Origin of the sequence: Pseudomonas sp. BAY1663, from assembly GCF_000582595.1 — a bacterium.
Taxonomy (GTDB): Bacteria; Pseudomonadota; Gammaproteobacteria; order Pseudomonadales; family Pseudomonadaceae; genus Stutzerimonas; species Stutzerimonas stutzeri_AF.
The window spans coordinates 1-23151 of sequence record NZ_AZSV01000055.1; the positions used below are offsets into that span (position 1 = coordinate 1).

The window sequence follows — 23151 nt, forward strand, 5'->3', positions numbered from 1 at the left end:
GGGACGGCGTGCACAGGCTGCTCTTGTGGGAGGCCCGACCTCGGGGCGATGCTCTTTGGGCTTCTAGCTTCTAGCTTCCAGCTTCCAGCTTCCAGCTTCCAGCCGTCAGCCCGGCAGCGGCGCGAGCAATGCGTCGATGTCGCTTGGCTGCAACTGCCAGTCGCCCTGGGCGCCGCTGTCCAGCACGCCGGCGGCCAGTTCGGCCTTGCGCTGCTGCAGTTGCTGGATCTTTTCCTCGACGCTGCCGCGGGTGATGAGCTTGTAGACGAATACCGGCTTGTCCTGGCCGATGCGATGGGCGCGGTCGGTGGCCTGGTTCTCCGCCGCCGGGTTCCACCAGGGATCGTAGTGGATCACCGTGTCGGCCGCGGTCAGGTTGAGCCCGGTGCCGCCGGCCTTGAGGCTGATCAGGAACAGCGGCACCTCGCCGCTCTGAAAGCGCCGCACCGGGTCGCGCCGGTCCTGGGTCTCGCCGGTGATCTGCACGTAGGGAATGCCGCGCTGCTGCAGTTCCTGCTCGATCAGCGCGAGCATCGAGGTGAATTGCGAGAACAGCAGCACCCGCCGCCCTTCGGCCAGCAGCTCCTCGAGCATTTGCAGCAGGCTTTCCAGCTTGCCGGAGCTGCCGCCGCGCGCTGCCCGGTTCGCCTCGTGCTTGATCAGGCGCAGGTCGCAGCAGACCTGGCGCAGCTTGAGCAGGGCCTCGAGGATGACGATCTGGCTGCGTGCCAGGCCCTTGCGGTCGATTTCTTCGCGTACCTTGCGGTCCATCGCCAGGCGCACCGTCTCGTACAGGTCGCGCTGCGCCGGGCTCAGTTCGACCCAATGGACGATCTCGCTCTTGGGCGGCAGCTCGCGGGCCACGTCTTCCTTGCGCCGGCGCAGCAGGAAGGGCCTGATGCGGGCGACCAGGTGCTGCAGGCGCTCGCTGTCGCCGTGTTTCTCGATGGGGGTGCGATAGGTCCGGTTGAACGCCTTGGCATCGCCCAGCCAGCCGGGCATGAGGAAGTGGAACAGCGACCACAGCTCGCCGAGATGGTTTTCCAGCGGCGTGCCGGTCAGGCACAGGCGCTGCCGTGCATCGAGCCGGCCGGCGGCCTGGGCGGCCTTGCTGGTGGCGTTCTTGATGTTCTGCGCCTCGTCGAGCACCAGCAGGTGCAGCGGTTGCTCGGCCAGCCGCTCGATGTCCCGGGGCAGCAGGGCGTAGGTGGTCAGCAGCAGGTCATGCTCGGCGAGCCGCTCGAAGTGCCGCTGGCGCGCGCTGCCGTGCAGGGTGAGCACGCGCAGCTGTGGCGTGAAGCGCGCCGCCTCGTCCTGCCAGTTGGGGATCAGGCTGGTGGGCATGACCACCAGGCAGGGGCGGTCGAGGCGCCCGGCCTGTTTTTCCAGCAGCAGGTGGGCGAGGGTCTGCAGGGTCTTGCCCAGCCCCATGTCGTCGCCGAGGATGCCGCCCACGCCGAGGGCGCGCAGGGTCTGCATCCAGCTCAGGCCGTCTTGCTGATAGGGCCGCAGCGTGGCGTTCAGGCTTTCCGGCGCCGCGCAGGGCTGCTGGGCGAAGTCACGCAGGCGGCGGGCGAAATCGCGCAACTGCTCGCCGCCGTGCCAGACGAACGGCAGCGCTTCGAGCGTTCCCAGGCGCGCGGCATCGAGCCGCTGCAGGCGCAGGCTGTCGTCGCTCGGCTGGTCGCGCAGGTAGAGTTCGCCGAGGGTGGCGAGGATGGGTTTCAGGCGGCCGAAGGGCAACAGCACCTGCAGTGGGCGATCGTCCACCGCGCTGTGCCTGCCGAGCGGTACCCGCAGCATTTCGTCGTCCGCCCGCTGGGCCAGGTTCTGCGGGGCGAGCAGGGCGGGGTTGCGGCGGATCACGTTGAGCAGGACCGGCAGCAGGCTGATGCGTTCGCCCTCGACGATGATGCCTAGTTGCAGGTCGAACCAACTGTGCTCGGGGGATTCGTCCAGCTCGGCGTACCAGTCGTCCACTGGCGCCAGGTCGTAGGCGAAACCGGGCTGGATGGCGATCTGCCAGCCCTGCCGGCGCAGTTCCGGCAACTGCTCCTGGGCGAAGTGCAGCCAGGCGCTTTCGCTCGGCAGCTCGAACATTTCCGCCGAATCCTTGGGCAGGGCCTGGCTCTGGCGCAGGGCCGGGCGGAAGCCCAGTTGCTGCAAGCGTTGGCGCAGTGCCTGTTCGGTTTCCGGCTGGCGGGCGATGCTGAGCACGCGGCCGCCCTCGGCCTGGCGCAGGTGCTGTTCGCCCTTGAGCTTGCCGTGCGTGGCGCGGTTGCCGTAGACGAAGCTGAGCCCGGCGCGATGCTGCTGCTCGTTGACCATCCGCCCGCTGGCCGGCTGGTAGACGAGTGACTGGTGGCTGCCAAGCGCCAGGCGGGCGATGGGTTGCAGATCATCGATGCGTTGCTCCTCGGCCTTGGCGGGAGCCGGCAGCTGCGGGGCGATCTCGTTGAGCGACAGGCTGAACAGCCCCGCCTGGCTGGGCGGCACCGAAGGCGCTTCGAGCAGGTGGCGGGCCAGCGACGGCGACAGGCCATGATCGATCAGGCCGATCTCGTTGGATGCCTCGTCGAGGTAGTACAGCGGGTCCACGGCCGTGAGCGCCTCGGCCGCGGCGCCGTCCATTTCCAGGTTGGGCTGGAAGGCGCCGTGCCGCTGCCTCCAGTCGAAGCGGGCCGTACGCTTCCTTCCTGACTGGAGCGGCGGGCGATTCCAGTCGAGAAAGGCGCGGCCGCTTTCCAGCAGCAGGCGCAGGGCTTCGCCGCCGTTCTCGCCGCCGAGGCTGAAACCGCTGCCGCTGCCGGGGGAGAACGCCAGCAGCGCGGCGATGTGCAGGTCCAGCGGCTGCATGAAGCGCGGCTGGCGCAAGGCGGCCTCGCGCATGGCATGGTATGGCTCGCGTGAGGCGATCGAGCCATCCTTGCGCAGGCGCACCTTGAAGACCGCGACATACACGTCCGGCTTGATCAGGTAATGCAGGCATTGCGACGGCGCCTGCGGGCTATCGTCACCCAGCGCGCGGGGCAATTGCGAAAGCCAGTGGCGCACGGTGTCCGGCAACTGGTCGCCGGCCTGCCCGGGAGCCTCGTCGTGGGAATACTGCGCCTGCCGTTCGAGGTGGAGGATGACCGCCACCGCATGCTTGCAGTTCAGGCCGACCGGGCAACTGCAGACGCAGCTGAGCCTGTCGCCCTTGCCGAGCATCAGCGACTGCCGATAGCGCTTGGCGCCCGAGCCGCGACAGGTCGCTTCGACGAACTGCTCGTCTTCGCGCACCAGGGTGACGCGATTCTCCTCGGCATACTGCCGCCCCCGGGCCAGGGCGTTCTCGGAAAACGCCAGGCGCCAGGTCGGCGGCAGATGGGCGAGAAAGCGGCCGGGCATTTCAGCGGCTCGCCTTGATCAGCAGACCGAGGCTGTCATGGTCGATATAACGCAGCTCCCCGGGCCGCAGCTGGAACGTCTGCCGCAGGTACTGGCTGCCGAGCAGCTGGCCGTATTCGCCGAAGCGGTTGACCCAGAAGCGTGCATCGACCTCCAGCCAGCGGCCTTGGCGCAAGCCGAGGGCGCCCTGCAGGGGGAAATGCTCGAAATGTGGCTCGCCCTGGCTGAAGGCAAGCCGCACGCCGCGCTCGCCGAGCGGCTGCTGCCACGCCTGGTGCAGCAGCACCCGATAGCCGTCGCTGGCCTCCAGCCTGGCTGCCACTTCGCCGAGAGTCGGCGCGCGCTCGTTCGCAGCCGCGAGTGGGAGCGCGTCGCGCATCCAGTCGTAGGGCGCACGCTGGCTGGCTTCCAGCGGCGCGCCGTGGCGAAACAGGAGCAGCTCGACCCGGTACAGCGTATCCGCCAATGCCGGGGGCGCGACCAGCATGGCCAGCAGGGCGAGACAGCGTAGCGACGACATGCGGCATCCTTATCCGTTGGGCGCGAGGCGCTCCAGCAGGGCCTCGAGGGTGTTGAAGCGCTCCTCCGGGCGTTCCATGGGCACCTGGAACTTGAACAGCGTGGCGCCTTCGAACTTGTAGCGGTTGGGCTGTCCCTGGATCAGCTTGATCAGCACCATCGGGTCGACCGAGGTGTCGGCGGAGAACTCGATGCGTCCGCCCTGCGGCCCGGCGTCGATCTTGACGATGCCGAGTTTCTCGGCCTGCAGCTTGAGCAGGGTCAGGCGCACCAGGTTCTTGGTCGGCTCGGGCAGCAGGCCGAAGCGGTCGATCATCTCCACCTGCAGCTCCTTCAGCCCGTCTTCGTCGGCGGCGTTGGCGATGCGCTTGTAGAGGATCAGCCGCGCGTGCACGTCCGGCAGGTAGTCCTCGGGGATCAGCGCCGGCAGCCGCAGGTTGATCTCCGGACCACCGCCCAGCGGCTGTTCCAGGTTCGGCTGTTCGCCTTTCTGGATGGCTTTCACGGCCCTTTCCAGCATTTCCATGTAGAGGGTGAAGCCGACCGCCTGGATCTGCCCGCTCTGGCCCTCGCCGAGTAGTTCGCCAGCGCCGCGGATCTCCAGGTCGTGGGTCGCCAGGACGAAGCCGGCGCCGAGGTCCTGGGCGTTGGCGATGGCTTCCAGGCGCTTCTCGGCATCCGGTGTCATCGCCTTGCGCGGCGGGGTGAGCAGGTAGGCGTAGGCCTGGTGGTGGCTGCGCCCGACGCGGCCGCGCAGTTGGTGCAGCTGGGCCAGGCCGAACTTGTCTGCGCGCTCGATGATGATGGTGTTGGCGCTGGGCACGTCGATGCCAGTCTCGATGATGGTCGAGGCCACCAGCACGTTGAAGCGCTTGTGGTAGAAGTCGCTCATCACCTGTTCCAGCTCGCGTTCGCGCATCTGCCCGTGGCCGACGGCGATGCGCGCTTCGGGTACCAGCTCCTTGAGGTCGGCGGCGCACTTCTCGATGGTCTTGACGTCGTTGTGCAGGTAGTACACCTGGCCGCCGCGCAGCAGCTCACGCAGCAATGCTTCCTTGATGGTCGGGTTGTTGGCCTCCATGACGAAGGTACGCACCGACAATCGCCGCGCCGGCGGGGTGGCGATGATCGACAGGTCGCGCATGCCGGCCACGGCCATGTTCAGCGTGCGCGGGATCGGCGTCGCGGTGAGGGTGAGGATGTCCACCTCGCTGCGCAGGGCCTTGAGCTGTTCCTTCTGGCGCACGCCGAAACGGTGTTCCTCGTCGATGATCACCAGCCCCAGGTTGCTGAACCTGACGTCGCCCTGCAGCAGCTTGTGGGTGCCGATGAGGATGTCGATCTTGCCCTCGGCCAGCTCGGCGATGGCGCTCTGCACGTCATTGGCCGACTTGAAGCGGCTCATCACCTCGACCCGCACCGGCCAGTCGGCGAAGCGGTCGCGGAAGCTGTTGTAGTGCTGCTGGGCGAGCAGGGTAGTGGGCACCAGTACCGCCACCTGCTTGCCGCTGTGCACTGCGATGAAGGCCGCGCGCATGGCGACCTCGGTCTTGCCGAAGCCGACGTCGCCGCAGACCAGGCGGTCCATCGGCTTGGCGGCGAGCAGGTCCTCGCGCACCGCGTCGATGGCGGCCTGCTGGTCCGGGGTTTCCTCGAAGGGGAAGCCGGCGCTGAAGGTCTCGTAGTCGAGTTGCGGATCCCTGAACGCATAGCCTGGCGGGCGGCGCGGCGGGCATAGATGTCGAGCAGCTCGGCGGCGACGTCGCGTACCTGCTCGGCAGCCTTGCGCTTGGCCTTCTGCCACTGCTCGGAGCCGAGCCGGTGCAGTGGGGCGAGGGCGTCGTCGCTGCCGGTGTAGCGGGCGATCAGGTGCAGGCTGGCCACCGGCACGTAGAGCTTGGCCTCGTCGGCGTACTGCAGCAGGAGGAATTCCTGCGCCTGGCCCTCGATCTCCAGGGTGACCAGGCCCTGGTAGCGGCCGACGCCGTGGTCGATGTGCACCACCGGCGCGCCTTCGCGCAGCTCGGTGAGGTTCTTGATGACGTTGTCGCCGGCATCGCGGCCCTTCTCGCGGCGCCGGCGCTGCATGACGCGCTGGCCGAACAGTGGGCTTTCCGCCACCAGCGCCACGTCGTCCAGCTGCAGGCCCTCGTCGAGCGGGGCGATGGTGATCGCCAGGCGCTCGTCGCTGCTCAGGAATTCGGGCCAGCCTTCGACTTCCTGCGGGCGCAGCTTGAGGCGGGCCAGCAGCTCCAGCAGCACTTCGCGGCGACCGGCGGACTCGGCGGTGAACAGCACGCGGCCCGGGTAGTGTTCGAGGAACTGGCGCAGCTTGCCCAGCGGTTCGCTGGCCTTGGACTCGATGGCCAGCTCCGGCAGTGGCTGCGCGGCGAAGCGCTCACGGCCGATGCCCGGCTCGACGTCCTGTTGGCTGGCGACCACGCGCGGCCACCGCTTGAGCCGGGCGAAGCAGTCTTCCACCGGCATGAACAGCTCGGCGGGGGGCAGCAGTGGCCGTTCCGGATCGACGCGGCGCTCCTCGTAGCGGTTGCGCACATCGGTCCAGAACTGCTCGGCGGCCTGTTCGATACCGGGCAGCGAGAACACCTGGCTGTCTTCGGGCAGGTAGTCGAAGAGCGTGGCGGTCTCTTCATAGAACAGTGGCAGGTAGTACTCGATACCGGCCGGGGTGATGCCGGTGGAGAGGTCTTGGTAGATCGGGCAACGGCGGAAGTCGACGTCGAAGCGCTCGCGAAAGCGCGCGCGGAAACCGGTCACTGCTTCCTTCTTCAGCGGGAATTCGCGCGCCGGCAGCAGGCGGATCGACTCCACCTTGTCGATCGAGCGCTGGTTCTCCGGATCGAAGGTGCGCAGCGTTTCGATCTCGTCGTCGAACAGGTCGATGCGATAGGGCAGGGTGCTGCCCATGGGATAAAGATCGATCAGCGCGCCGCGCACGGCGAACTCGCCGTGCTCGTAGACGGTATCGACGCAGCGGTAGCCGGCCGCCTCCAGGCGCAGGCGCATCTGCTCGACGTCCAGCTTCTGGCCGACGTCCAGCACCAGGCTCGAACCGAGCAGGAAGCGCTTGGGCGCCAGCCGGTGTAGGGCCGTGGTGATCGGCACTACCAGCACGCCATGGTTCAGCTCGGGCAACTGGTAGAGCGTGGCGATGCGCTGGGAGACGATGTCCTGGTGCGGCGAGAACAGGTCGTAGGGCAGCGTTTCCCAGTCGGGGAAGTGCAGCACCGGCAGCTCGGGGGCGAAGAAGGCGAGCTCCTCCTGCAGGCGTTCGGCGCTCTGGCTGTCGGCAGTGAGCAGGAGGGTGAAGCGTTTGGCGTTGCTGGCAGCTTCGGCAATCGCCAGGCTCAGCGCGGCTCCTGGAAGATTGCCCCAGTGTTGCTTGCCGCTGGCGGCAGGCAGAGGCGGAAGGCGCAAGACGGACACGAGTGGGCGTGGCTCCGATCGAAAAAATAGGCCGCCGGGATTGTAACTATCGAGGCGCTCGGCTGTCAGTGTTTCGTCCGCTGCAGATTGCCGGCGCTAGGGTGCGCCGTCATAATGTAGCCCCTTTTCTCAGCCCCTACATGTTGGAAGGAACTGCCCGTGACTCAGAAGCCCGACCAGTGTCTTGGTGAATGGATTGACCGCGAAGCCCTCGCCGAAGCGATGATTCCGCTGATTGGTCAGCTGTACCGTAACAACAACGTGGTGACTTCGATCTACGGGCGTGGCCTGATCAATCGCTCGGTGATCGCCATCCTCAAGGCTCATCGTTTCGCGCGCCATCGCATCGCCGATGAGGCCGAGCTGTCGGTGCACGACACCTTCCAGATCCTCAAGACCATGAGCGAGATGAACCTGGGCGCCGCTTCGGTGGACCTGGGCAAGCTGGTGGCCAAGTACAAGGAAGCCGGCAACGGTCGCAACCTCGAGCAGTTCGTGCGTGAGGAACTGGCCGAAGTGGCCGACAAGCGCCATGCCTCCTCCGCGCGCAAGGGCACCGATGTGGTGCTCTACGGTTTCGGTCGCATCGGCCGCCTGCTGGCGCGCATCCTGATCGAGAAGACCGGTGGTGGCGATGGCCTGCGCCTGCGCGCCATCGTCGTGCGCAAGGGCGCCGACAACGACCTGGTCAAGCGCGCCAGCCTGCTGCGTCGCGACTCGGTGCACGGGCCGTTCGACGGCACCATCACCATCGATGAGGAAAACAGCACCATCACCGCCAATGGCAACCTGATCCAGGTGATCTACTCCAACGATCCGGCCTCGGTGGACTACACCCAGTACGGCATCGAGAACGCCCTGCTGGTCGACAACACCGGCAAGTGGCGCGACGCCGAAGGTCTGGGCCAGCACCTCAAGTGCCCGGGCGTGGCTCGTGTGGTGCTGACCGCACCGGGCAAGGGCGAGCTGAAGAACATCGTCCACGGCATCAACCACGGCGATATCACCGCCGACGACAAGATCATCTCCGCGGCGTCCTGCACCACCAACGCCATCGTGCCGGTGCTCAAGGCGGTCAATGACCAGTACGGCATCGTCAACGGCCACGTCGAGACCGTGCACTCCTACACCAACGACCAGAACCTGATCGACAACTTCCACAAGGGCAGTCGTCGTGGTCGCAGCGCCGCGCTGAACATGGTGATCACCGAGACCGGCGCGGCCACCGCGGCGGCCAAGGCGCTGCCGGTACTGAAAGGCAAGCTGACCGGCAACGCCATCCGCGTGCCGACGCCGAACGTGTCCATGGCCATCCTCAACCTGAACCTGGAAAAGGCCACCAGTCGCGAGGAGATCAACGAGTACCTGCGCCAGATGGCCATGCACTCGGACCTGCAGAAGCAGATCACTTCGTCAACTCGCAGGAAGTGGTCTCGACCGACTTCGTCGGTTCGCGCCATGCCGGCGTGGTGGACGCCGAGGCGACCATCTGCAACGACAACCGCGTCGTGCTCTACGTCTGGTACGACAACGAGTTCGGCTACAGCTGTCAGGTGGTGCGCGTGATGGAAGACATGGCTGGGGTCAACCCGCCGGCCTTCCCGCGCTAAGCATCGCGGCGGCAAGCAGAAACGGGAGCCTTGGCTCCCGTTTCGCGTTTCTGGCATGCCGGTTCGAGCGCTATCCAGCGAGGTTGAGCGGCCCGGGATCGGGAAAGATGTGCGGCGCAGATAATTTTGCTTCTCTTGTCTCGAGTCAAAAATCCGCAATACCTGGGTGGCCAGTCAAGGCATACGACCTCTATAATCGGGCGGATTTTTACCTGGGTCCGCGACATGGTGTCGCGCCAATATCTCATTGGCGCGTACGGCGCAATCCTACTTTGCGCCATGCCGCTGGGCCTGCAAAAAAAGCTTTCTAAAATCAGTGGTTAGGCAAACCGATGATCAATATAAAACGAGGGCTTGATTTGCCCATAGCCGGTGGGCCGGCGCAGCGTATCGAGGCCGGCAGGCCCGTGCGCAGCGTCGCCGTGATTGGCTTCGACTATCCGACCATGAAGCCGACCATGGCAGTTCAGGTCGGTGATCGGGTCCAGCTGGGGCAAATTGTTTTTTCCGACAAGAAGTCTCCGGGCGTCCACTACACGGCCCCTGGGGCCGGCGTCGTCAGCGCCATTCACCGTGGCGAGAAGCGCGTACTGCAATCGGTGGTCATCGACCTGGATGGCGATGAGGAAATCACCTTTGCTTCCTACTCGCCCGCTCAGCTGGACAGCCTGAGCAGCGAGCAGGTTCGCGAGAACCTCCAGCAATCCGGCCTGTGGACCGCCTTGCGCACGCGGCCGTTCAGCAAGGTTCCGGCGATCGATGCGGTGCCTCGCTCGATCTTCGTGACCGCGATCGACACCCATCCCCTGGCCGCCGATCCGGCGGTCATCATCGCCGAACAAGCCGAAGCCTTCGAGGCTGGCCTCAAGGTGCTGGGCAACCTGGCCAAGGTGTTCCTGTGCAAAGCCCCGGGCGCCTCCCTGCCGGGCGAGTCGCTCGCCAAGGTGCAGGTCGAAGCCTTCGATGGCCCGCATCCGGCGGGCCTGGCCGGCACCCATATCCATTTCCTCGATCCGGTGAGTGCCAGCAAAAGCGTCTGGACCGTCGGCTATCAGGACGTGATCGCCATTGGCAAGCTGTTCACCAGCGGCCGTCTGGCGGTCGAGCGCGTGGTGTCCCTGGCTGGTCCGGTCGTGGAAAATCCGCGACTGCTGCGCACCCGGCTGGGTGCCAACCTGGACGAGCTGACCGCTGGCGAATTGCAGCCGGGCGCCAATCGTGTGGTTTCCGGTTCGCTGCTCGGTGGTCGCACCGCCCATGGCGCCTTCGCCTACCTCGGTCGCTACCACCAGCAGGTGTCCTGCCTGCATGAGGGCAAGGAGCGCGAGATGCTGCATTACATGCGCGCCGGTGTCGACAAGCACTCGATCCTCAACATCTATATCTCCAAACTGATGGCGGGCAAGAAGTTTGCCTTCTCCACTTCGACCAACGGCAGCCCGCGCGCCATGGTGCCGGTGGGCAACTACGAAGAAGTGATGCCGTTGGACATCCTGCCGACCCAGTTGCTCCGCGCGTTGATCGTGGGCGACACCGAGGTGGCGCAGAAGCTCGGCTGCCTGGAACTCGACGAAGAGGACCTTGCACTGTGCAGCTATGTCTGTGCCGGCAAATACGAATACGGCCCGATCCTGCGGGACAATCTGACCCGCATCGAGAAGGAGGGTTAAGGCATGGGCATCCGCGCATTCCTCGACAAGATCGAGCATCACTTCGAAAAGGGCGGCAAGTACGAAAAGTGGTATGCACTGTACGAAGCGGCCGACACCTTCCTCTATCGTCCCGGTAGCGTCACCAAGACCACCGCTCACGTGCGCGACGGCATCGACCTCAAGCGCATGATGATCACCGTCTGGCTGTGCACCTTCCCGGCGATGTTCTTCGGCATGTGGAACACCGGCTATCAGGCCAACCTGATCTTCGCCCAGAGCCCGGAACTCCTGGCTGCCCAGGAAGGCTGGCGCTTCGGCCTGGTCGGTGCGCTCGCCGGCTTCGACCCGAACAGCCTGTGGGACAACTTCATCCAGGGCGCCGCCTACTTCCTGCCGATCTATGCGGTGACCTTCATCGCCGGTGGTTTCTGGGAAGTGCTGTTCGCCTCGATCCGCAAGCATGAAGTCAACGAGGGCTTCTTCGTCACCTCCGTGCTGTTCGCGCTGATCCTGCCGCCGACCATCCCGTTGTGGCAGGTGGCGCTGGGCATCAGCTTCGGCGTGGTGATCGGCAAGGAAATCTTCGGTGGTACCGGCAAGAACTTCCTCAACCCGGCGCTGACCGCCCGTGCGTTCCTGTTCTTCGCCTATCCGGCGCAGATGTCCGGCGACGCGGTCTGGACCGCCGTCGATGGCTATGCCGGCGCGACCGCGCTGAGCCTGGCTTCGCCGGTGGCATGGAGAACGTGATCAACAACGGCATCACCTGGATGGACGCCTTCATCGGCACCATGCATGGCTCGATCGGTGAAACCAGCACGCTGGCCATCTTCATCGGCGGCGCGGTGCTGCTGGTCAGCAAGATCGCCTCCTGGCGCATCGTCGCCGGCGTGATGCTCGGCATGATCGGCCTGAGCTACCTGTTCAACCTGATCGGCTCGGAGACCAATCCGCTGTTCGGCATGCCTGGTACTGGCACATGGTCGTCGGTGGTTTCGCCTTCGGCATGATCTTCATGGCGACCGATCCGGTTTCTGCCTCGATGACCAACACCGGCAAATGGGTATTCGGCATTCTCATCGGTGTCATGGTCGTGCTGATCCGTGTGGTCAACCCCGCCTTCCCGGAAGGCATGATGCTGGCGATCCTGTTCGCCAACCTGTGTGCGCCGCTGATTGACCATTTCGTCATTCAGGCCAATATCAAGCGGAGGCTGGCACGTAATGTCTAGTCAGAAAGAATCCACCGTCCGTACGCTGACGGTAGCCCTGCTGGTCTGCCTGGTGTGCTCCATCTTCGTGGCCGGTGCCGCCGTGGCGCTGCGTCCGACCCAGCAAGAGAACCGTCTGCTGGACAAGCAGCGCAGCATCCTGGCCATCGCCGGCCTGGGTGAGGCGGGTATGTCCAGCCGTCAGGTCAAACAACTGTTCAACGAGCGCATCGTTGCCCGTCTGGTCGATCTGGAAACCGGCAAGTTCAGCGATGAACTCGACGCCAAGACCTTCGATCCGCTGGTGGCGGCCAAGGACCCCGCGCTGTCCGCTGTGCTTCCGGCTGAACAGGACATCGCTTCCATCAAGCGCCGCGAGCGCTACAGCACCGTTTATATCGTCGAAGGGCAGGGCGAGGGCGAGATCGATACGCTGATCCTTCCCGTTCGCGGTTACGGCCTGTGGTCCACCCTCTATGGCTTCATGGCCGTGAAGGGCGACCTGAACACCGTGGCTGGCTTCGGTTTCTACCAACATGGCGAGACCCCCGGCCTGGGCGGCGAGGTCGACAATCCGAAATGGCGCGGCATGTGGCCGGGCAAGCAGCTGTTCGACGACAGCGGCAAGCTGGCCGTGCAGATCGTCAAGGGCGGTGTAGACCCGCAGAGTCCGAAGGCCGGCCATCAGGTCGATGCCCTGGCCGGTGCAACCCTGACCAGCAACGGGGTCAATCACCTGTTGCACTTCTGGCTGGGCGAGAACGGCTTCGGTCCATTTATCGCTAACCTGCGCGCTGGGGAGGCTTGATCATGTCGCAACCCACTGTCAAAGAAGTCCTGTTCAATCCGGTCTTCAACAACAACCCCATCGGCCTGCAGATCCTCGGCATCTGTTCGGCGCTGGCGGTAACCTCCAACCTCAACACCGCGCTGGTGATGTCCGTCGCGCTGACGCTGGTGGTTGCGTTCTCCAACCTGTTCATCTCGATGATCCGCAGCCAGATCCCCAACTCGATCCGCATGATCGTGCAGATGGTGATCATCGCGTCGCTGGTTATCGTCGTCGACCAGGTGCTCAAGGCCTATGCCTTCTCGCTGTCCAAGCAGCTGTCGGTGTTCGTCGGCCTGATCATCACCAACTGTATCGTCATGGGCCGGGCCGAAGCCTTCGCCATGCAGAACCCGCCGCTGCTGTCGTTCTTCGACGGTATCGGCAACGGTCTGGGCTACAGTGCCATGCTGATCGCGCTGGGCATCGTCCGCGAGCTGTTCGGTGCCGGCAAGCTGATGGGCTACACCATCCTGCCGGTCGTCAACGACGGCGGCTGGTATCAACCCAATGGCCTGCTGCTGCTGCCGCCCTCGGCGTTCTTCCTCATCGGCCTGTTCATCTGGGGCATTCGTAGCTGGAAGAAGGAGCAGGTCGAGAAGCCTGCCTTCAGAATGGCGCCGCAAGTCTCGAACAAGGAGGCTTACTAATGGAGCATTACATCAGCCTGTTCGTCCGCGCCGTGTTCATCGAGAACATGGCCCTGGCGTTCTTCCTCGGCATGTGTACCTTCATCGCCATCTCCAAGAAGGTGGAAACCGCCATCGGCCTGGGTATCGCGGTCATTGTGGTGCAGAGCATCACCGTGCCGGCCAACAACCTGATCTATACCTACCTGCTCAAGGCCGGGGCGCTGTCCTGGGCCGGCTTGCCGGAAGTGGATCTGAGCTTCCTCGGCCTGCTGAGCTACATCGGCGTGATCGCGGCGATCGTGCAGATTCTCGAGATGCTGCTGGATAAATACGTACCCAGCCTCTACAACGCCCTCGGCGTGTTCCTGCCGCTGATCACCGTGAACTGCGCCATCATGGGTGGCACGCTGTTCATGGTCGAGCGCGACTACAACCTGGGCGAGAGCGTCGTCTACGGCCTTGGCTCCGGTGCCTCCTGGGCGCTGGCGATCGCCTTGCTGGCCGGTATTCGCGAGAAGCTGAAGTACAGCGACGTTCCGGATGGGTTGCAGGGTCTGGGCATCACCTTCATCACCATCGGACTGATGTCGCTCGGCTTCATGTCTTTCTCTGGCGTACAGTTGTAAGGACGGAACGAACTGATGAGTTACGAAATTTTCCTCGCCATCGGTATGTTCACCGCCATCGTGCTTGCGCTGGTGGTGATCATCCTGGCTGCGCGCGCCAAGCTGGTTTCCAGCGGCGACGTGTCGATCGAGATCAACGGTGAGCGGACCATCACCGTACCCGCGGGCGGCAAGCTGCTGCAGACACTGGCCGCCAACAACATCTTCCTCTCGTCCGCCTGTGGCGGCGGCGGCACCTGCGCGCAGTGCAAGTGCGTCGTCGAGAGCGGTGGCGGCGAGATGCTGCCCACCGAGGAGTCGCACTTCACTCGCCGCGAAGCGAGCGAGGGCTGGCGCCTGTCCTGCCAGACTCCGGTCAAGGCGGACATGAAGATCGAGGTGCCGGAAGAAGTCTTCGGCGTGAAGAAGTGGGAATGCACCGTCGAGTCCAACCCCAACGTCGCCACCTTCATCAAGGAGCTGACGCTCAAGCTGCCGGAAGGCGAGAACGTCGACTTCCGTGCCGGCGGCTACGTCCAGCTGGAGTGCCCGCCGCACACGGTGAAGTACAAGGATTTCGACATCCAGCCGGAATTCCGCGCCGACTGGGACAAGTTCGACCTGTGGCGCTACGTCTCCAAGGTCGACGAGACCACCATCCGCGCCTATTCGATGGCCAACTACCCCGAAGAGCGCGGGCTGGTGAAATTCAACATCCGCGTGGCGTCGCCGCCGCCGGGGCGCGACGACATCCCGCCGGGCAAGATGTCCTCCTGGGTGTTCAGTCTCAAGCCGGGCGACAAGGTCACCGTGTACGGGCCGTTCGGCGAGTTCTTCGCCAAGGATACCGATGCGAGATGGTGTTCATCGGCGGCGGTGCCGGCATGGCGCCGATGCGTTCGCACATCTTCGACCAACTCAAGCGCCTGAAGTCCACGCGCAAGATGAGCTTCTGGTATGGCGCCCGTTCCATGCGCGAAGCTTCTATGTCGATGAGTACGACCAGCTGCAGGCCGAGAACCCGAACTTCGAGTGGCATCTGGCGCTGTCCGATCCGCTGCCCGAAGACAACTGGCAAGGCCCGACCGGCTTCATCCACAATGTGCTGTACGAGAACTACCTGAAGAGCCATCCGGCGCCGGAAGACTGCGAGTTCTACATGTGCGGCCCGCCGATGATGAACGCCTCGGTGATCAAGATGCTGACCGATCTGGGCGTCGAACCGGAGAATATCCTGCTCGATGACTTCGGCGGCTAGCGCATGATCCGCGCGTCACTCCAGCCCGTCATCGCTGTCGCCCTGGCGGCAGCCCTGACGGGCTGCTTGTTTCAGGACGAGGTCGAGAGCTTCGGCGGCCCGACCATGGGCAGCACCTATACGATCAAGTACGTGGCTAGCCGCGATGTCGCCGCGAAGGAGCAACTGCAGAAAGAGACCGAGGCCATTCTCGGTGAGCTCGACAGGCAGCTGTCTACCTATCGCAGCGACTCCGACGTCGAGCGCTTCAATGCCTTGGCGGCCGGCAGCTGTGAAGCGGTGCCCATGGCGGTGCGTGAATTGGTCGCAGCCGGAAGCCGCTTGTCCGCCGACAGCGGCGGAGCGTTCGATCTTACACTCGAACCCTTGTTGAACCTCTGGGGCTTCGGCCCGCAAGGCCGGGCCGAACGCGTGCCGGATGCACAGGAGATCGAAGCGGCACGGGCGATCACCGGCCACCGGCACTTGCGTATCGATGGCGAGCGGCTGTGCAAGGACGCGGCCGTGCAGCTGGATTTCAACAGCATCGCCGCCGGTTACGCCGTGGACCGGGTGATCGCGCGCCTGCAGGAACTGGGCGTGCGCAGCTACCTGGTGGAGATCACCGGTGAGTTGAAGGCGCAGGGGCACAAGCCGGATGGGGCGCCCTGGCGTATCGCCATCGAGGCGCCGAGGGACGACGAGCGCGTAGCGCAGAAGATCATCGAGCTCGATGGCCTGGGCGTCTCCACATCGGGGGACTACCGGAACTACTTCGAGCGTGACGGCAAGCGCTATTCGCACACGCTGGACCCGCAGAGTGGCCGGCCGATCGAGCATTCCCTGGCGTCGGTTACGGTGATCGACGCATCGACCCTGCGGGCTGACGGGTTGTCTACCGCATTGATGGTGCTCGGTCCCGAACGGGGTTTCGCGTTTGCCGAGCAAGAGGCTATCGCCGCGTTCTTCGTGATTCGGGAAGGGCAAGGCTTCGTAACGAAAAGCACCAAGGCCTTCGATGAGCTGTTTGGTGCGGGAGTAGGGCAATGACCTGGTTATTGGTTTTTCTGGTGATGCTGCTCGTCGTCTTTGGCATGGCGATCGGCGTGATCATGGGGCGCAAGCCCATCGCGGGATCCTGCGGCGGTATCGCCAACCTGGGAATCGAGAAGGAATGCTCGATCTGTGGCGGCAGCCGCGAGAAATGCGAAGAGGTGAACGAAGCGAACAAGCTGGGCAAGACCGACCTTGCCTACGACGCGAGCAGACGCTGAGCGCGGCTCGGCAAAACTGCCGAACCCTGCGTTCGCCGCCGGCCTGGCTGGCGGCTATAGCGGATTTCCGTCGCCAGGCGTGGTGCCTGGCGGCGTGAATGTGCGGTCGCTTTCCTCGAACCTCGGCGAATTCGTTGACTGCAGCGGCGTGGTCCGCTGCGTTTTCAGGAGTGTATATGGCTGTCTATAACTACGATGTGGTGGTACTGGGTTCCGGCCCGGCCGGGGAGGGCGCGGCGATGAACGCCGTCAAGGCGGGACGCAAGGTCGCCGTGGTAGACAACCGTCCGCTGGTCGGAGGCAACTGCACCCACCTGGGCACCATCCCGTCCAAGGCGCTGCGTCACTCGGTGCGGCAGATCATGCAGTACAACACCAATCCGTTGTTTCGCCAGATCGGCGAGCCGCGCTGGTTCTCCTTCCCCGATGTCCTGAAGAGCGCCGAGAAGGTCATCAGCAAACAGGTGACCTCGCGCACGGGTTACTACGCACGCAACCGCATCGATACCTTCTTCGGCACCGCTAGCTTCTCGGACGAGCAGAGTGTGGAAGTGGTCTGCCTGAACGGCATGGTGGAAAAGCTGGTCGCCAGCCAGTTCGTCATCGCCACCGGCTCGCGCCCCTACCGCCCTGCGGATATCGACTTCAATCACCCGCGTATCTACGACAGCGACACCATCCTCACGCTGAGCCACACGCCGCGGCGGATGATCATCTACGGAGCCGGGGTCATCGGCTGCGAGTATGCCTCGATCTTCAGCGGGCTCGGCGTGCTGGTGGACCTGATCGACAATCGCGACCAGCTGCTGAGCTTCCTCGATGACGAAATCTCCGATGCGCTCAGCTATCACCTGCGCAACAACAACGTGCTGATTCGTCACAACGAGGAGTACGAGCGGGTCGAGGGCCTGGAGAACGGGGTGATCCTGCACCTGAAGTCGGGCAAGAAGATCAAGGCCGACGCCTTCCTCTGGAGCAACGGCCGCACCGGCAATACCGACAAGCTGGGGCTGGAGAACATCGGCCTGAAGGCCAACAGCCGTGGCCAGGTGCAGGTCGACGAGCACTATCGCACCGACGTGGGCAACATCTACGCCGCTGGCGACGTGATCGGCTGGCCCTCGCTGGCCAGCGCGGCCTACGACCAGGGGCGCTCGGCGGCCGGCAGCATCGTCGACAACGATACCTGGCGTTTCGTCGACGACGTACCGACGGGCATCTATACCATTCCCGAGATCAGCTCCATCGGCAAGAACGAGCGCGAGCTGACCCAGGCGAAGATTCCCTACGAAGTGGGCAAGGCGTTCTTCAAGAGCATGGCGCGTGCGCAGATTTCCTTCGAGCCGGTGGGGATGCTGAAGATCCTCTTCCATCGCGAGACGCTGGAAGTGCTCGGCGTGCACTGTTTCGGCTACCAAGCCTCGGAGATCGTGCACATCGGCCAGGCGATCATGAACCAGACGGGCGAGGCGAACAGCATCAAGTACTTCGTCAACACCACGTTCAACTACCCGACTATGGCCGAAGCCTACCGGGTGGCAGCGTTCGACGGGCTCAACCGGCTTTTTGAGCGGCTCCGGCCGGTGGCCTGAGCCGGCCGGAGAATTCGACGATCCCCGTGAGTGGCATTGGCCCAATCGGGAGAGTTTCTAACGTCTCAGGCGGCAACAGCAAAAAACCGGCCCATGGGCCGGTTTTTGTCGTCCGGGGTTCGCTTCGATCCGCTGATGCGGTGGTATTCGCAGACCCGCTCCGGGATGGCCTCGGCCCCGCCCAGGCATCCGTAGGTTGGGCTGAGCCGCAATGCGACGAAGCCCAACGGGCGGCCCCGCGCGCCGGACAATGCTCAACCCCGCAGGGTCTGCACCGCCACGCCAGGGAAGTCGGTGATCAGGCTGTCGACACCGAAGTCGGCGAGCCGGCGCATCAGGGCCGGCTCGTTGACCGTCCACACGGACACATGCAGGCCCTGCTTGCGTGCTTTTTCCAGGCGCTCGGGGGTGCACAGCGTCCACTTCAATGCCAGGATTTCACAGCCATACTGCCGGGCCACCTTGAGCGGATCGAGCCAGGCGTATTCGGCCACCAGCCCGCGGGAAATCTCGGGCGCCAGCCGCTTCAACGCGCGCAGCACCTCGCGGGAGCTGGAGGTGACGGTGATCCGCTCGAGCAACTGGTAGCGCGCGGCCAGTTCCTTGATCGCCAGTACGGTACGCGCGGCCCGAACGCGCGAGGCGCTCTTGACCTCCAGTTGCCAGTGCTCGAAATCGCATTTTTCGAACAACTCGCTCAGCCGCGGGATGGGGCAGGGCACCTTCCAGCCGGGACCGCCCGAGCGAGCGTCGTAGTCGACGAGTTCAGCGGCATCGTGCTCGGCCACCTTGCCGCGCCGGCCGGTCGTGCGTTTGAGCGTGGGGTCGTGGATGACCATCAGTTCGCCGTCGCGGGACAGGTGCAAATCCAGCTCGCAACGGCGCACGCCATGTTGCAGGCAGCGCTCGAAGCTCGCGAGGGTATTTTCCGGGGCTTCGCCCTTGGCGCCGCGATGGCCGTAGATGAGGGTCACGGTTTCGATTCTTCCTGAGCCGGGGGTTGGGTGCGCTGGTGATGGCGCACGCTGCTGATGACACGGTCGCCCTCGAAATATACCGAGAATTCCCGATAATCCCAGCGGGTGATCGGGGGCTGGCCCACGGCCGGGCGCTCTTCGTCGGCGAGGCCGAAGCGTTCCAGCACACGGGTCTTCGATTCGCCACGGGTCGGCATTGCCATTTCCGGCAGGCCCTGCTGGCCAACGGGAATGCGGATTTCCTCGGCGAATAGGGTAGGGTTGAATGTCAGCATGAACAGCACGGTCGCCAGGCGGCGCATGGGTCAGTCTCCTTGCAGGTTTTCTCGGGCCAGGCGCCGCTCCAGCGCCTGTTTCTGCAGGATATGTCGCGCCAGCAACTGCCGCTGTGCATCAGTCAACGCTTCGAACTCCAGGCTGATTTCATAGCGGCCGTCTTCCTGGGCCTGGCAGCGAATGACCCGTGCTTCCAGCAGCAGGCCAAGCCCCTGGGGCAGCAGCACCAGTTTCAGGGTGAGTGGCATATTCTCGGCCAGCGCCTGGTCATGGGTGAAGCTGATGCCGCCTTCGGACAGGATTACCGATCGGGATGGGCCGAGATCCTTCAGCAGGTCCTGCGCCAGCGCCTGTCCCAGCAGTTCGATCCGCCGGTTCTGTACCTTCAGGTAGTTGGCCAGCGTACGGTTGTTCTCGGCGATCTGGCGCAGCAGATGCTGGGCCTCGAAGTCGAGCTGATGCAGCTCGCCGAGCAGGCCGAACAGCGGAGCGAGGCTGCCCTGCGCGGCGGCCTTGCCCTGGCCCGCGGGGATGATTTCCAGTGCGACGCGATCCTCGATACGGTAGTATTCGCGGCGTTCTTCTGTGTCTTGTGTCGGCATGACGATACCCGGGGCGGCAGTGATGGCCAGAGTGTATCAGGCCCCGGGGCCGCGTCAGCCGCATGTTCGTTTCTTCCCGCCAGCGAATCCGTCGATCTATGTTCAGACCGCTGTCCGTGTACATCGGAGCGCGCTACACCCGCGCCAGACGCCGCAGCCTCTTCGTCTCCTTCATCTCCCTGACCTCGATGATCGGGCTCGCCCTCGGCGTGCTGGTGATGATCGTGGTGTTGTCGGTGATGAACGGCTTCGATCACGAGATGCGCACCCGCGTGCTGGGCATGGTGCCCCATGCCACCATCGAGAGCCCGGTGCCGATCGATGACTGGCAGGCGCTCGCCCAGCGCCTCGAAGGTCATGCCCAGGTGCTCGCCACGGCGCCGTTCATCCAGACCCAGGGGCTGCTGACCCACCAGGGTCAGGTCAGCAAGATCCTGATCAATGCGGTGCAACCCGATGCCGAGCGGCAGGTTTCGATCATCGATCGGTTCTTCCGCGAAGGTTCGCTGGACGATCTCGTCCCTGGCGGCTTCGGCATCGTCATCGGCGACAAGGCCGCTGCCAAGCTGGGGGTCGGCGTGGGCGACAAGATCACCTTCGTCGCGCCGGAGGTCACCGTGACGCCGGCGGGTATGTTCCCGCGCATGAAGCGCTTCACCGTGACCGGCATCTTCCATGTCGCGCCGGTGAGATCGACGGCTATGTCGCCCTGGCCAATATCGCCGACATGGCGCGCCTGCAGCGCTGGCAGCCGGATCAGGTGCAGGGCCTGCGTCTGCGCTTCGACGACCTGTTCCAGGCGCCGCGCATCGCCTGGGAACTGGCCGGCCAGCTGGGCGACGATTTCTATTCGCGCGACTGGACGCGCACCCACGGCAATCTCTACCAGGCGATCCGCATGGAGAAGGCGATGATCGGCCTGTTGCTGCTGCTGATCGTCGCCGTCGCGGCGTTCAACATCATTTCCACGCTGGTCATGGTGGTCACCGACAAGCGCGGCGACATCGCCATCCTGCGCACCCTGGGCGCCACGCCGCGGCAGATCATGGCGATCTTCATGGTCCAGGGCACCGTGATCGGCGTGGTCGGCACCCTGGTCGGGGCGTTGCTGGGCATGTTCGCCGCCGTGAACGTCAGTAGCTGGATCGCGGCACTGGAGCGCCTGATCGGGCACAAGTTCCTCAGCGCCGATGTGTATTTCATCGACTACCTGCCGTCGCGGCTGATGGCCGCCGACGTCGTCCAGGTCTGCCTCGCGGCGCTGGTCCTGAGTTTCCTCGCCACCCTGTATCCGGCCTGGCGCGCCGCGCGCACCCAGCCGGCGGAGGCGCTACGTTATGAGTGAGCTGGCCATGAATGAGCTGTCTTCGCAAGAGCACGCGGTGCTGAGCTGCCGCAACCTGAGCAAGCGCTACGAGCAGGGGCCGGAATCGGTGGAAGTCCTGGCCGGGCTGCAGCTGGAGCTGTTTCCCGGGCAACGGGTGGCCATCGTCGGCAGCTCGGGCTCCGGCAAGAGTACCCTGCTGAACCTGCTCGGCGGCCTGGACACGCCGAGCGGGGGCAGCGTCTGGCTGGCCGGCGAGGAACTGTCGGCGCTCAACGAGAAGGAGCGCGGCCTGCTGCGCAACCGGGCGCTGGGTTTCGTCTACCAGTTCCATCACCTGCTCGCCGAATTCACCGCGCTGGAAAACGTCTGCATGCCGCTGCTGATCGGTCGCACGCCGATCGCCGAGGCCGCCGGCGGGCCAGCGCGCTGCTGGAGCGGGTCGGCCTGGGCCATCGCCTGGAGCACAAGCCGGCCGAACTCTCGGGCGGTGAGCGCCAGCGGGTCGCCATCGCCCGGGCGCTGGTCAACGAGCCGGCGCTGGTGCTGCTCGACGAGCCTACCGGCAATCTCGATCACCACACCGCCCAGGGCATTCAGGACCTGATGCTCGAGCTCAGCCGCTCGCTGCGCACGGCCTTCCTGGTGGTCACCCACGACCGTCAACTGGCCGCGCAGATGGATCAGGTCCTGCGTCTGGAAGACGGACGCCTGGTGGCCGAATGATGTTCAGGCCCCTGAGTGTTTTCATCGGCAGCCGCTATACGCGTGCCAAGCGGCGCAATCATTTCATCTCGTTCATTTCCCTGACCTCGCTGATCGGCCTGTCGCTGGGGGTGCTGGCGATGATCCTGGTGCTCTCGGTGATGAATGGCTTCCAGCGCGAGATGAGTTCGCGGATTCTCGGCATAGTGCCGCACGCGACGGTCATCGGCGATCGGCCGCTGGATGACTGGCAGTCGGTCGCGGCGCGCCTCGCGGCCCAGCCGCAGGTCGTCGGCATGGCGCCGATCACCCAGCTGGAAGGCATGCTGTCGTTCAAGGGCAGCATGCAGCCGATCCAGGTCAGCGGTATCGAACCGCAGGCCGAGGCGGAGGTGTCCATCGTCGGCGAACGTCTGGTCGCCGGCCGCCTGGAGGACCTGAAGCCTGGCGAGTATGGGGTGATCATCGGCCTGATGACGGCGCGGCGGTTCGGTCTGAAGCTGGGCGACAAGCTGACGCTGATCGTGCCGGAGGTCAGTTCGACGCCCGGTGGCGTCACGCCGCGCATGCAGCGCCTGAACGTGGTCGGGGTATTCAAGGTTGGCGCCGACCTGGACGGCAGCATGGCCATGGTCCACCGTGCCGATGCGGCGCAGATTCATCGCTGGACGCCGCAGCAGGTACAGGGCGTGCGGCTCAAGCTGAGGGACCTGTATCGTGCGCCGGAAGTGGCTTCGCAGCTGGCGGGCGTGCTCGGCGAGGGCTATCGCGTCGAGGACTGGTCCTATACCCAGGGCAGCCTGTTCAGCGCGATGAAGATGGAAAAGACCATGATCGGTCTGCTGTTGATGCTGATCGTCGCGGTCGCCGCGTTCAACATCATCGCGACGCTGATCATGGTGGTTTCCGACAAGCGCGCCGACATCGCCATCCTGCGCACCCTGGGCGCCACGCCGCGGCAGATCATGGCGATCTTCATGGTCCAGGGCAGCATCATCGGCTTCAGCGGCACCTTGATCGGCGTAGTGCTGGGCGTGCTCGGGGCGCTGAACGTGAGCGAGCTGGTGGCCTGGCTCGAGAGAGTGTCGGGCCAGCATATCTTCAGTTCCGACGTGTACTTCATCAGTACCCTGCCGTCCGAGCTGCGCCTGGAGGATGTCGTGCTGGTGTCCATTACGGCGCTTGCCTGAGTTTTCTGGCTACTCTCTATCCCGCCTGGCGGGCGGCGCAGACCCAGCCGGCCGAGGTGCTGCGCTACGAGTGAGCGCAG

General features: G+C 64.8%; 12 protein-coding genes and 7 pseudogenes. 13 read left to right on the forward strand and 6 right to left on the reverse strand.

Annotation, left to right across the window (positions count from 1 at the left end; genetic code table 11):
* Positions 1 to 105: 105 nt before the first annotated feature.
* The 3 genes and pseudogenes from BAY1663_RS15230 to mfd form a co-directional block, all read right to left on the reverse strand.
* A complete protein-coding gene (locus BAY1663_RS15230) occupies positions 106 to 3390 on the reverse strand; it encodes a DEAD/DEAH box helicase (RefSeq protein WP_128576324.1) in 3285 nt (1094 codons plus the stop codon).
* Position 3391: 1 nt separating this feature from the next.
* On the reverse strand, positions 3392 to 3910 hold the full coding sequence (locus BAY1663_RS15235) for a CsiV family protein (RefSeq protein WP_037042352.1): 519 nt from the start codon (positions 3908 to 3910) through the stop codon (positions 3392 to 3394).
* Between the two features lie 9 nt (positions 3911 to 3919).
* Positions 3920 to 7356: pseudogene (gene mfd / locus BAY1663_RS15240) on the reverse strand (transcription-repair coupling factor).
* Positions 7357 to 7515: 159 nt separating this feature from the next.
* On the opposite strand from mfd, the pseudogene BAY1663_RS15245 reads away from it, so the two are divergent.
* From BAY1663_RS15245 to sthA, 10 genes and pseudogenes are all read left to right on the forward strand, one after another.
* Positions 7516 to 8966, forward strand: a pseudogene (locus BAY1663_RS15245) (glyceraldehyde-3-phosphate dehydrogenase).
* Between the two features lie 332 nt (positions 8967 to 9298).
* Complete coding sequence (locus BAY1663_RS15250; RefSeq protein ID WP_037042355.1) at positions 9299 to 10636, forward strand: Na(+)-translocating NADH-quinone reductase subunit A; 1338 nt, start codon at positions 9299 to 9301, stop codon at positions 10634 to 10636.
* A gap of 3 nt (positions 10637 to 10639) precedes the next feature.
* Positions 10640 to 11849 (forward strand): annotated as a pseudogene (locus BAY1663_RS15255) (NADH:ubiquinone reductase (Na(+)-transporting) subunit B).
* Positions 11842 to 12636, forward strand: a complete 795-nt coding sequence (locus tag BAY1663_RS15260; RefSeq protein WP_037042358.1) for a Na(+)-translocating NADH-quinone reductase subunit C — start codon at positions 11842 to 11844, stop codon at positions 12634 to 12636. Before BAY1663_RS15255 ends, BAY1663_RS15260 begins: the two are co-directional and overlap by 8 nt.
* Positions 12633 to 13307, forward strand: coding sequence for an NADH:ubiquinone reductase (Na(+)-transporting) subunit D (locus BAY1663_RS15265; RefSeq protein ID WP_177325813.1), 675 nt, complete (start codon positions 12633 to 12635; stop codon positions 13305 to 13307). Before BAY1663_RS15260 ends, BAY1663_RS15265 begins: the two co-directional genes overlap by 4 nt.
* Entirely contained in the window at positions 13307 to 13915 is a 609-nt protein-coding gene (gene nqrE, locus BAY1663_RS15270; protein ID WP_037042363.1) for an NADH:ubiquinone reductase (Na(+)-transporting) subunit E, read from the forward strand. The genes BAY1663_RS15265 and nqrE overlap by 1 nt, the downstream gene beginning before the upstream one ends.
* 12 nt (positions 13916 to 13927) lie before the next feature.
* Positions 13928 to 15152: pseudogene (gene nqrF / locus BAY1663_RS15275) on the forward strand (NADH:ubiquinone reductase (Na(+)-transporting) subunit F).
* 105 nt (positions 15153 to 15257) lie between these two features.
* Positions 15258 to 16181 carry an FAD:protein FMN transferase gene (locus BAY1663_RS15280; RefSeq protein ID WP_037042392.1) on the forward strand — a complete coding sequence of 308 codons (924 nt, stop codon included), beginning with the start codon at positions 15258 to 15260 and terminating at the stop codon, positions 16179 to 16181.
* Positions 16178 to 16405: a (Na+)-NQR maturation NqrM gene (nqrM, locus tag BAY1663_RS15285; RefSeq protein WP_037042369.1), complete on the forward strand. Its 228-nt coding sequence runs from the start codon at positions 16178 to 16180 to the stop codon at positions 16403 to 16405. Before BAY1663_RS15280 ends, nqrM begins: the two co-directional genes overlap by 4 nt.
* 176 nt (positions 16406 to 16581) lie before the next feature.
* Complete coding sequence (gene sthA / locus BAY1663_RS15290) at positions 16582 to 17997, forward strand: Si-specific NAD(P)(+) transhydrogenase (protein WP_037042370.1); 1416 nt, start codon at positions 16582 to 16584, stop codon at positions 17995 to 17997.
* Between the two features lie 254 nt (positions 17998 to 18251).
* Here the strand turns inward: sthA and BAY1663_RS15295 are convergent, their stop codons facing one another.
* Genes BAY1663_RS15295 through BAY1663_RS15305 form a run of 3 tightly spaced genes read right to left on the reverse strand, consistent with a single transcriptional unit; the run spans position 18252 to position 19852 of the window.
* Positions 18252 to 18971 (reverse strand): glycerophosphodiester phosphodiesterase, encoded by a 720-nt coding sequence (locus BAY1663_RS15295; RefSeq protein ID WP_037042372.1) that lies wholly within the window; start codon positions 18969 to 18971, stop codon positions 18252 to 18254.
* Complete coding sequence (locus tag BAY1663_RS15300) at positions 18968 to 19276, reverse strand: hypothetical protein (protein WP_037042374.1); 309 nt, start codon at positions 19274 to 19276, stop codon at positions 18968 to 18970. Before BAY1663_RS15300 ends, BAY1663_RS15295 begins: the two co-directional genes overlap by 4 nt.
* A gap of 3 nt (positions 19277 to 19279) precedes the next feature.
* Complete coding sequence (locus BAY1663_RS15305) at positions 19280 to 19852, reverse strand: PilZ domain-containing protein (RefSeq protein WP_037042376.1); 573 nt, start codon at positions 19850 to 19852, stop codon at positions 19280 to 19282.
* A gap of 98 nt (positions 19853 to 19950) precedes the next feature.
* Here BAY1663_RS15305 and BAY1663_RS15310 point away from each other — a divergent pair.
* The 3 pseudogenes from BAY1663_RS15310 to BAY1663_RS15320 all read left to right on the forward strand — a co-directional run bounded on the left by BAY1663_RS15310 (position 19951) and on the right by BAY1663_RS15320 (position 23145).
* Positions 19951 to 21197, forward strand: a pseudogene (locus BAY1663_RS15310) (lipoprotein-releasing ABC transporter permease subunit).
* Between the two features lie 7 nt (positions 21198 to 21204).
* Positions 21205 to 21902, forward strand: a pseudogene (gene lolD, locus BAY1663_RS15315) (lipoprotein-releasing ABC transporter ATP-binding protein LolD).
* Positions 21902 to 23145: pseudogene (locus BAY1663_RS15320) on the forward strand (lipoprotein-releasing ABC transporter permease subunit). Before lolD ends, BAY1663_RS15320 begins: the two co-directional pseudogenes overlap by 1 nt.
* Positions 23146 to 23151 lie beyond the last annotated feature (6 nt).

Excerpts from the sequence above, each read along its gene's own strand:
- BAY1663_RS15230 (WP_128576324.1), bottom strand. The coding sequence starts at position 3,390 with ATGCCCGGCCGCTTTCTCGCCCATCTGCCGCCGACCTGGCGCCTGGCG.
- BAY1663_RS15235 (WP_037042352.1), bottom strand. The coding sequence starts at position 3,910 with ATGTCGTCGCTACGCTGTCTCGCCCTGCTGGCCATGCTGGTCGCGCCC.
- BAY1663_RS15250 (WP_037042355.1), top strand. The coding sequence starts at position 9,299 with ATGATCAATATAAAACGAGGGCTTGATTTGCCCATAGCCGGTGGGCCG.
- BAY1663_RS15260 (WP_037042358.1), top strand. The coding sequence starts at position 11,842 with ATGTCTAGTCAGAAAGAATCCACCGTCCGTACGCTGACGGTAGCCCTG.
- nqrE (WP_037042363.1), top strand. The coding sequence starts at position 13,307 with ATGGAGCATTACATCAGCCTGTTCGTCCGCGCCGTGTTCATCGAGAAC.
- BAY1663_RS15280 (WP_037042392.1), top strand. The coding sequence starts at position 15,258 with ATGGGCAGCACCTATACGATCAAGTACGTGGCTAGCCGCGATGTCGCC.
- nqrM (WP_037042369.1), top strand. The coding sequence starts at position 16,178 with ATGACCTGGTTATTGGTTTTTCTGGTGATGCTGCTCGTCGTCTTTGGC.
- sthA (WP_037042370.1), top strand. The coding sequence starts at position 16,582 with ATGGCTGTCTATAACTACGATGTGGTGGTACTGGGTTCCGGCCCGGCC.
- BAY1663_RS15300 (WP_037042374.1), bottom strand. The coding sequence starts at position 19,276 with ATGCGCCGCCTGGCGACCGTGCTGTTCATGCTGACATTCAACCCTACC.
- BAY1663_RS15305 (WP_037042376.1), bottom strand. The coding sequence starts at position 19,852 with ATGCCGACACAAGACACAGAAGAACGCCGCGAATACTACCGTATCGAG.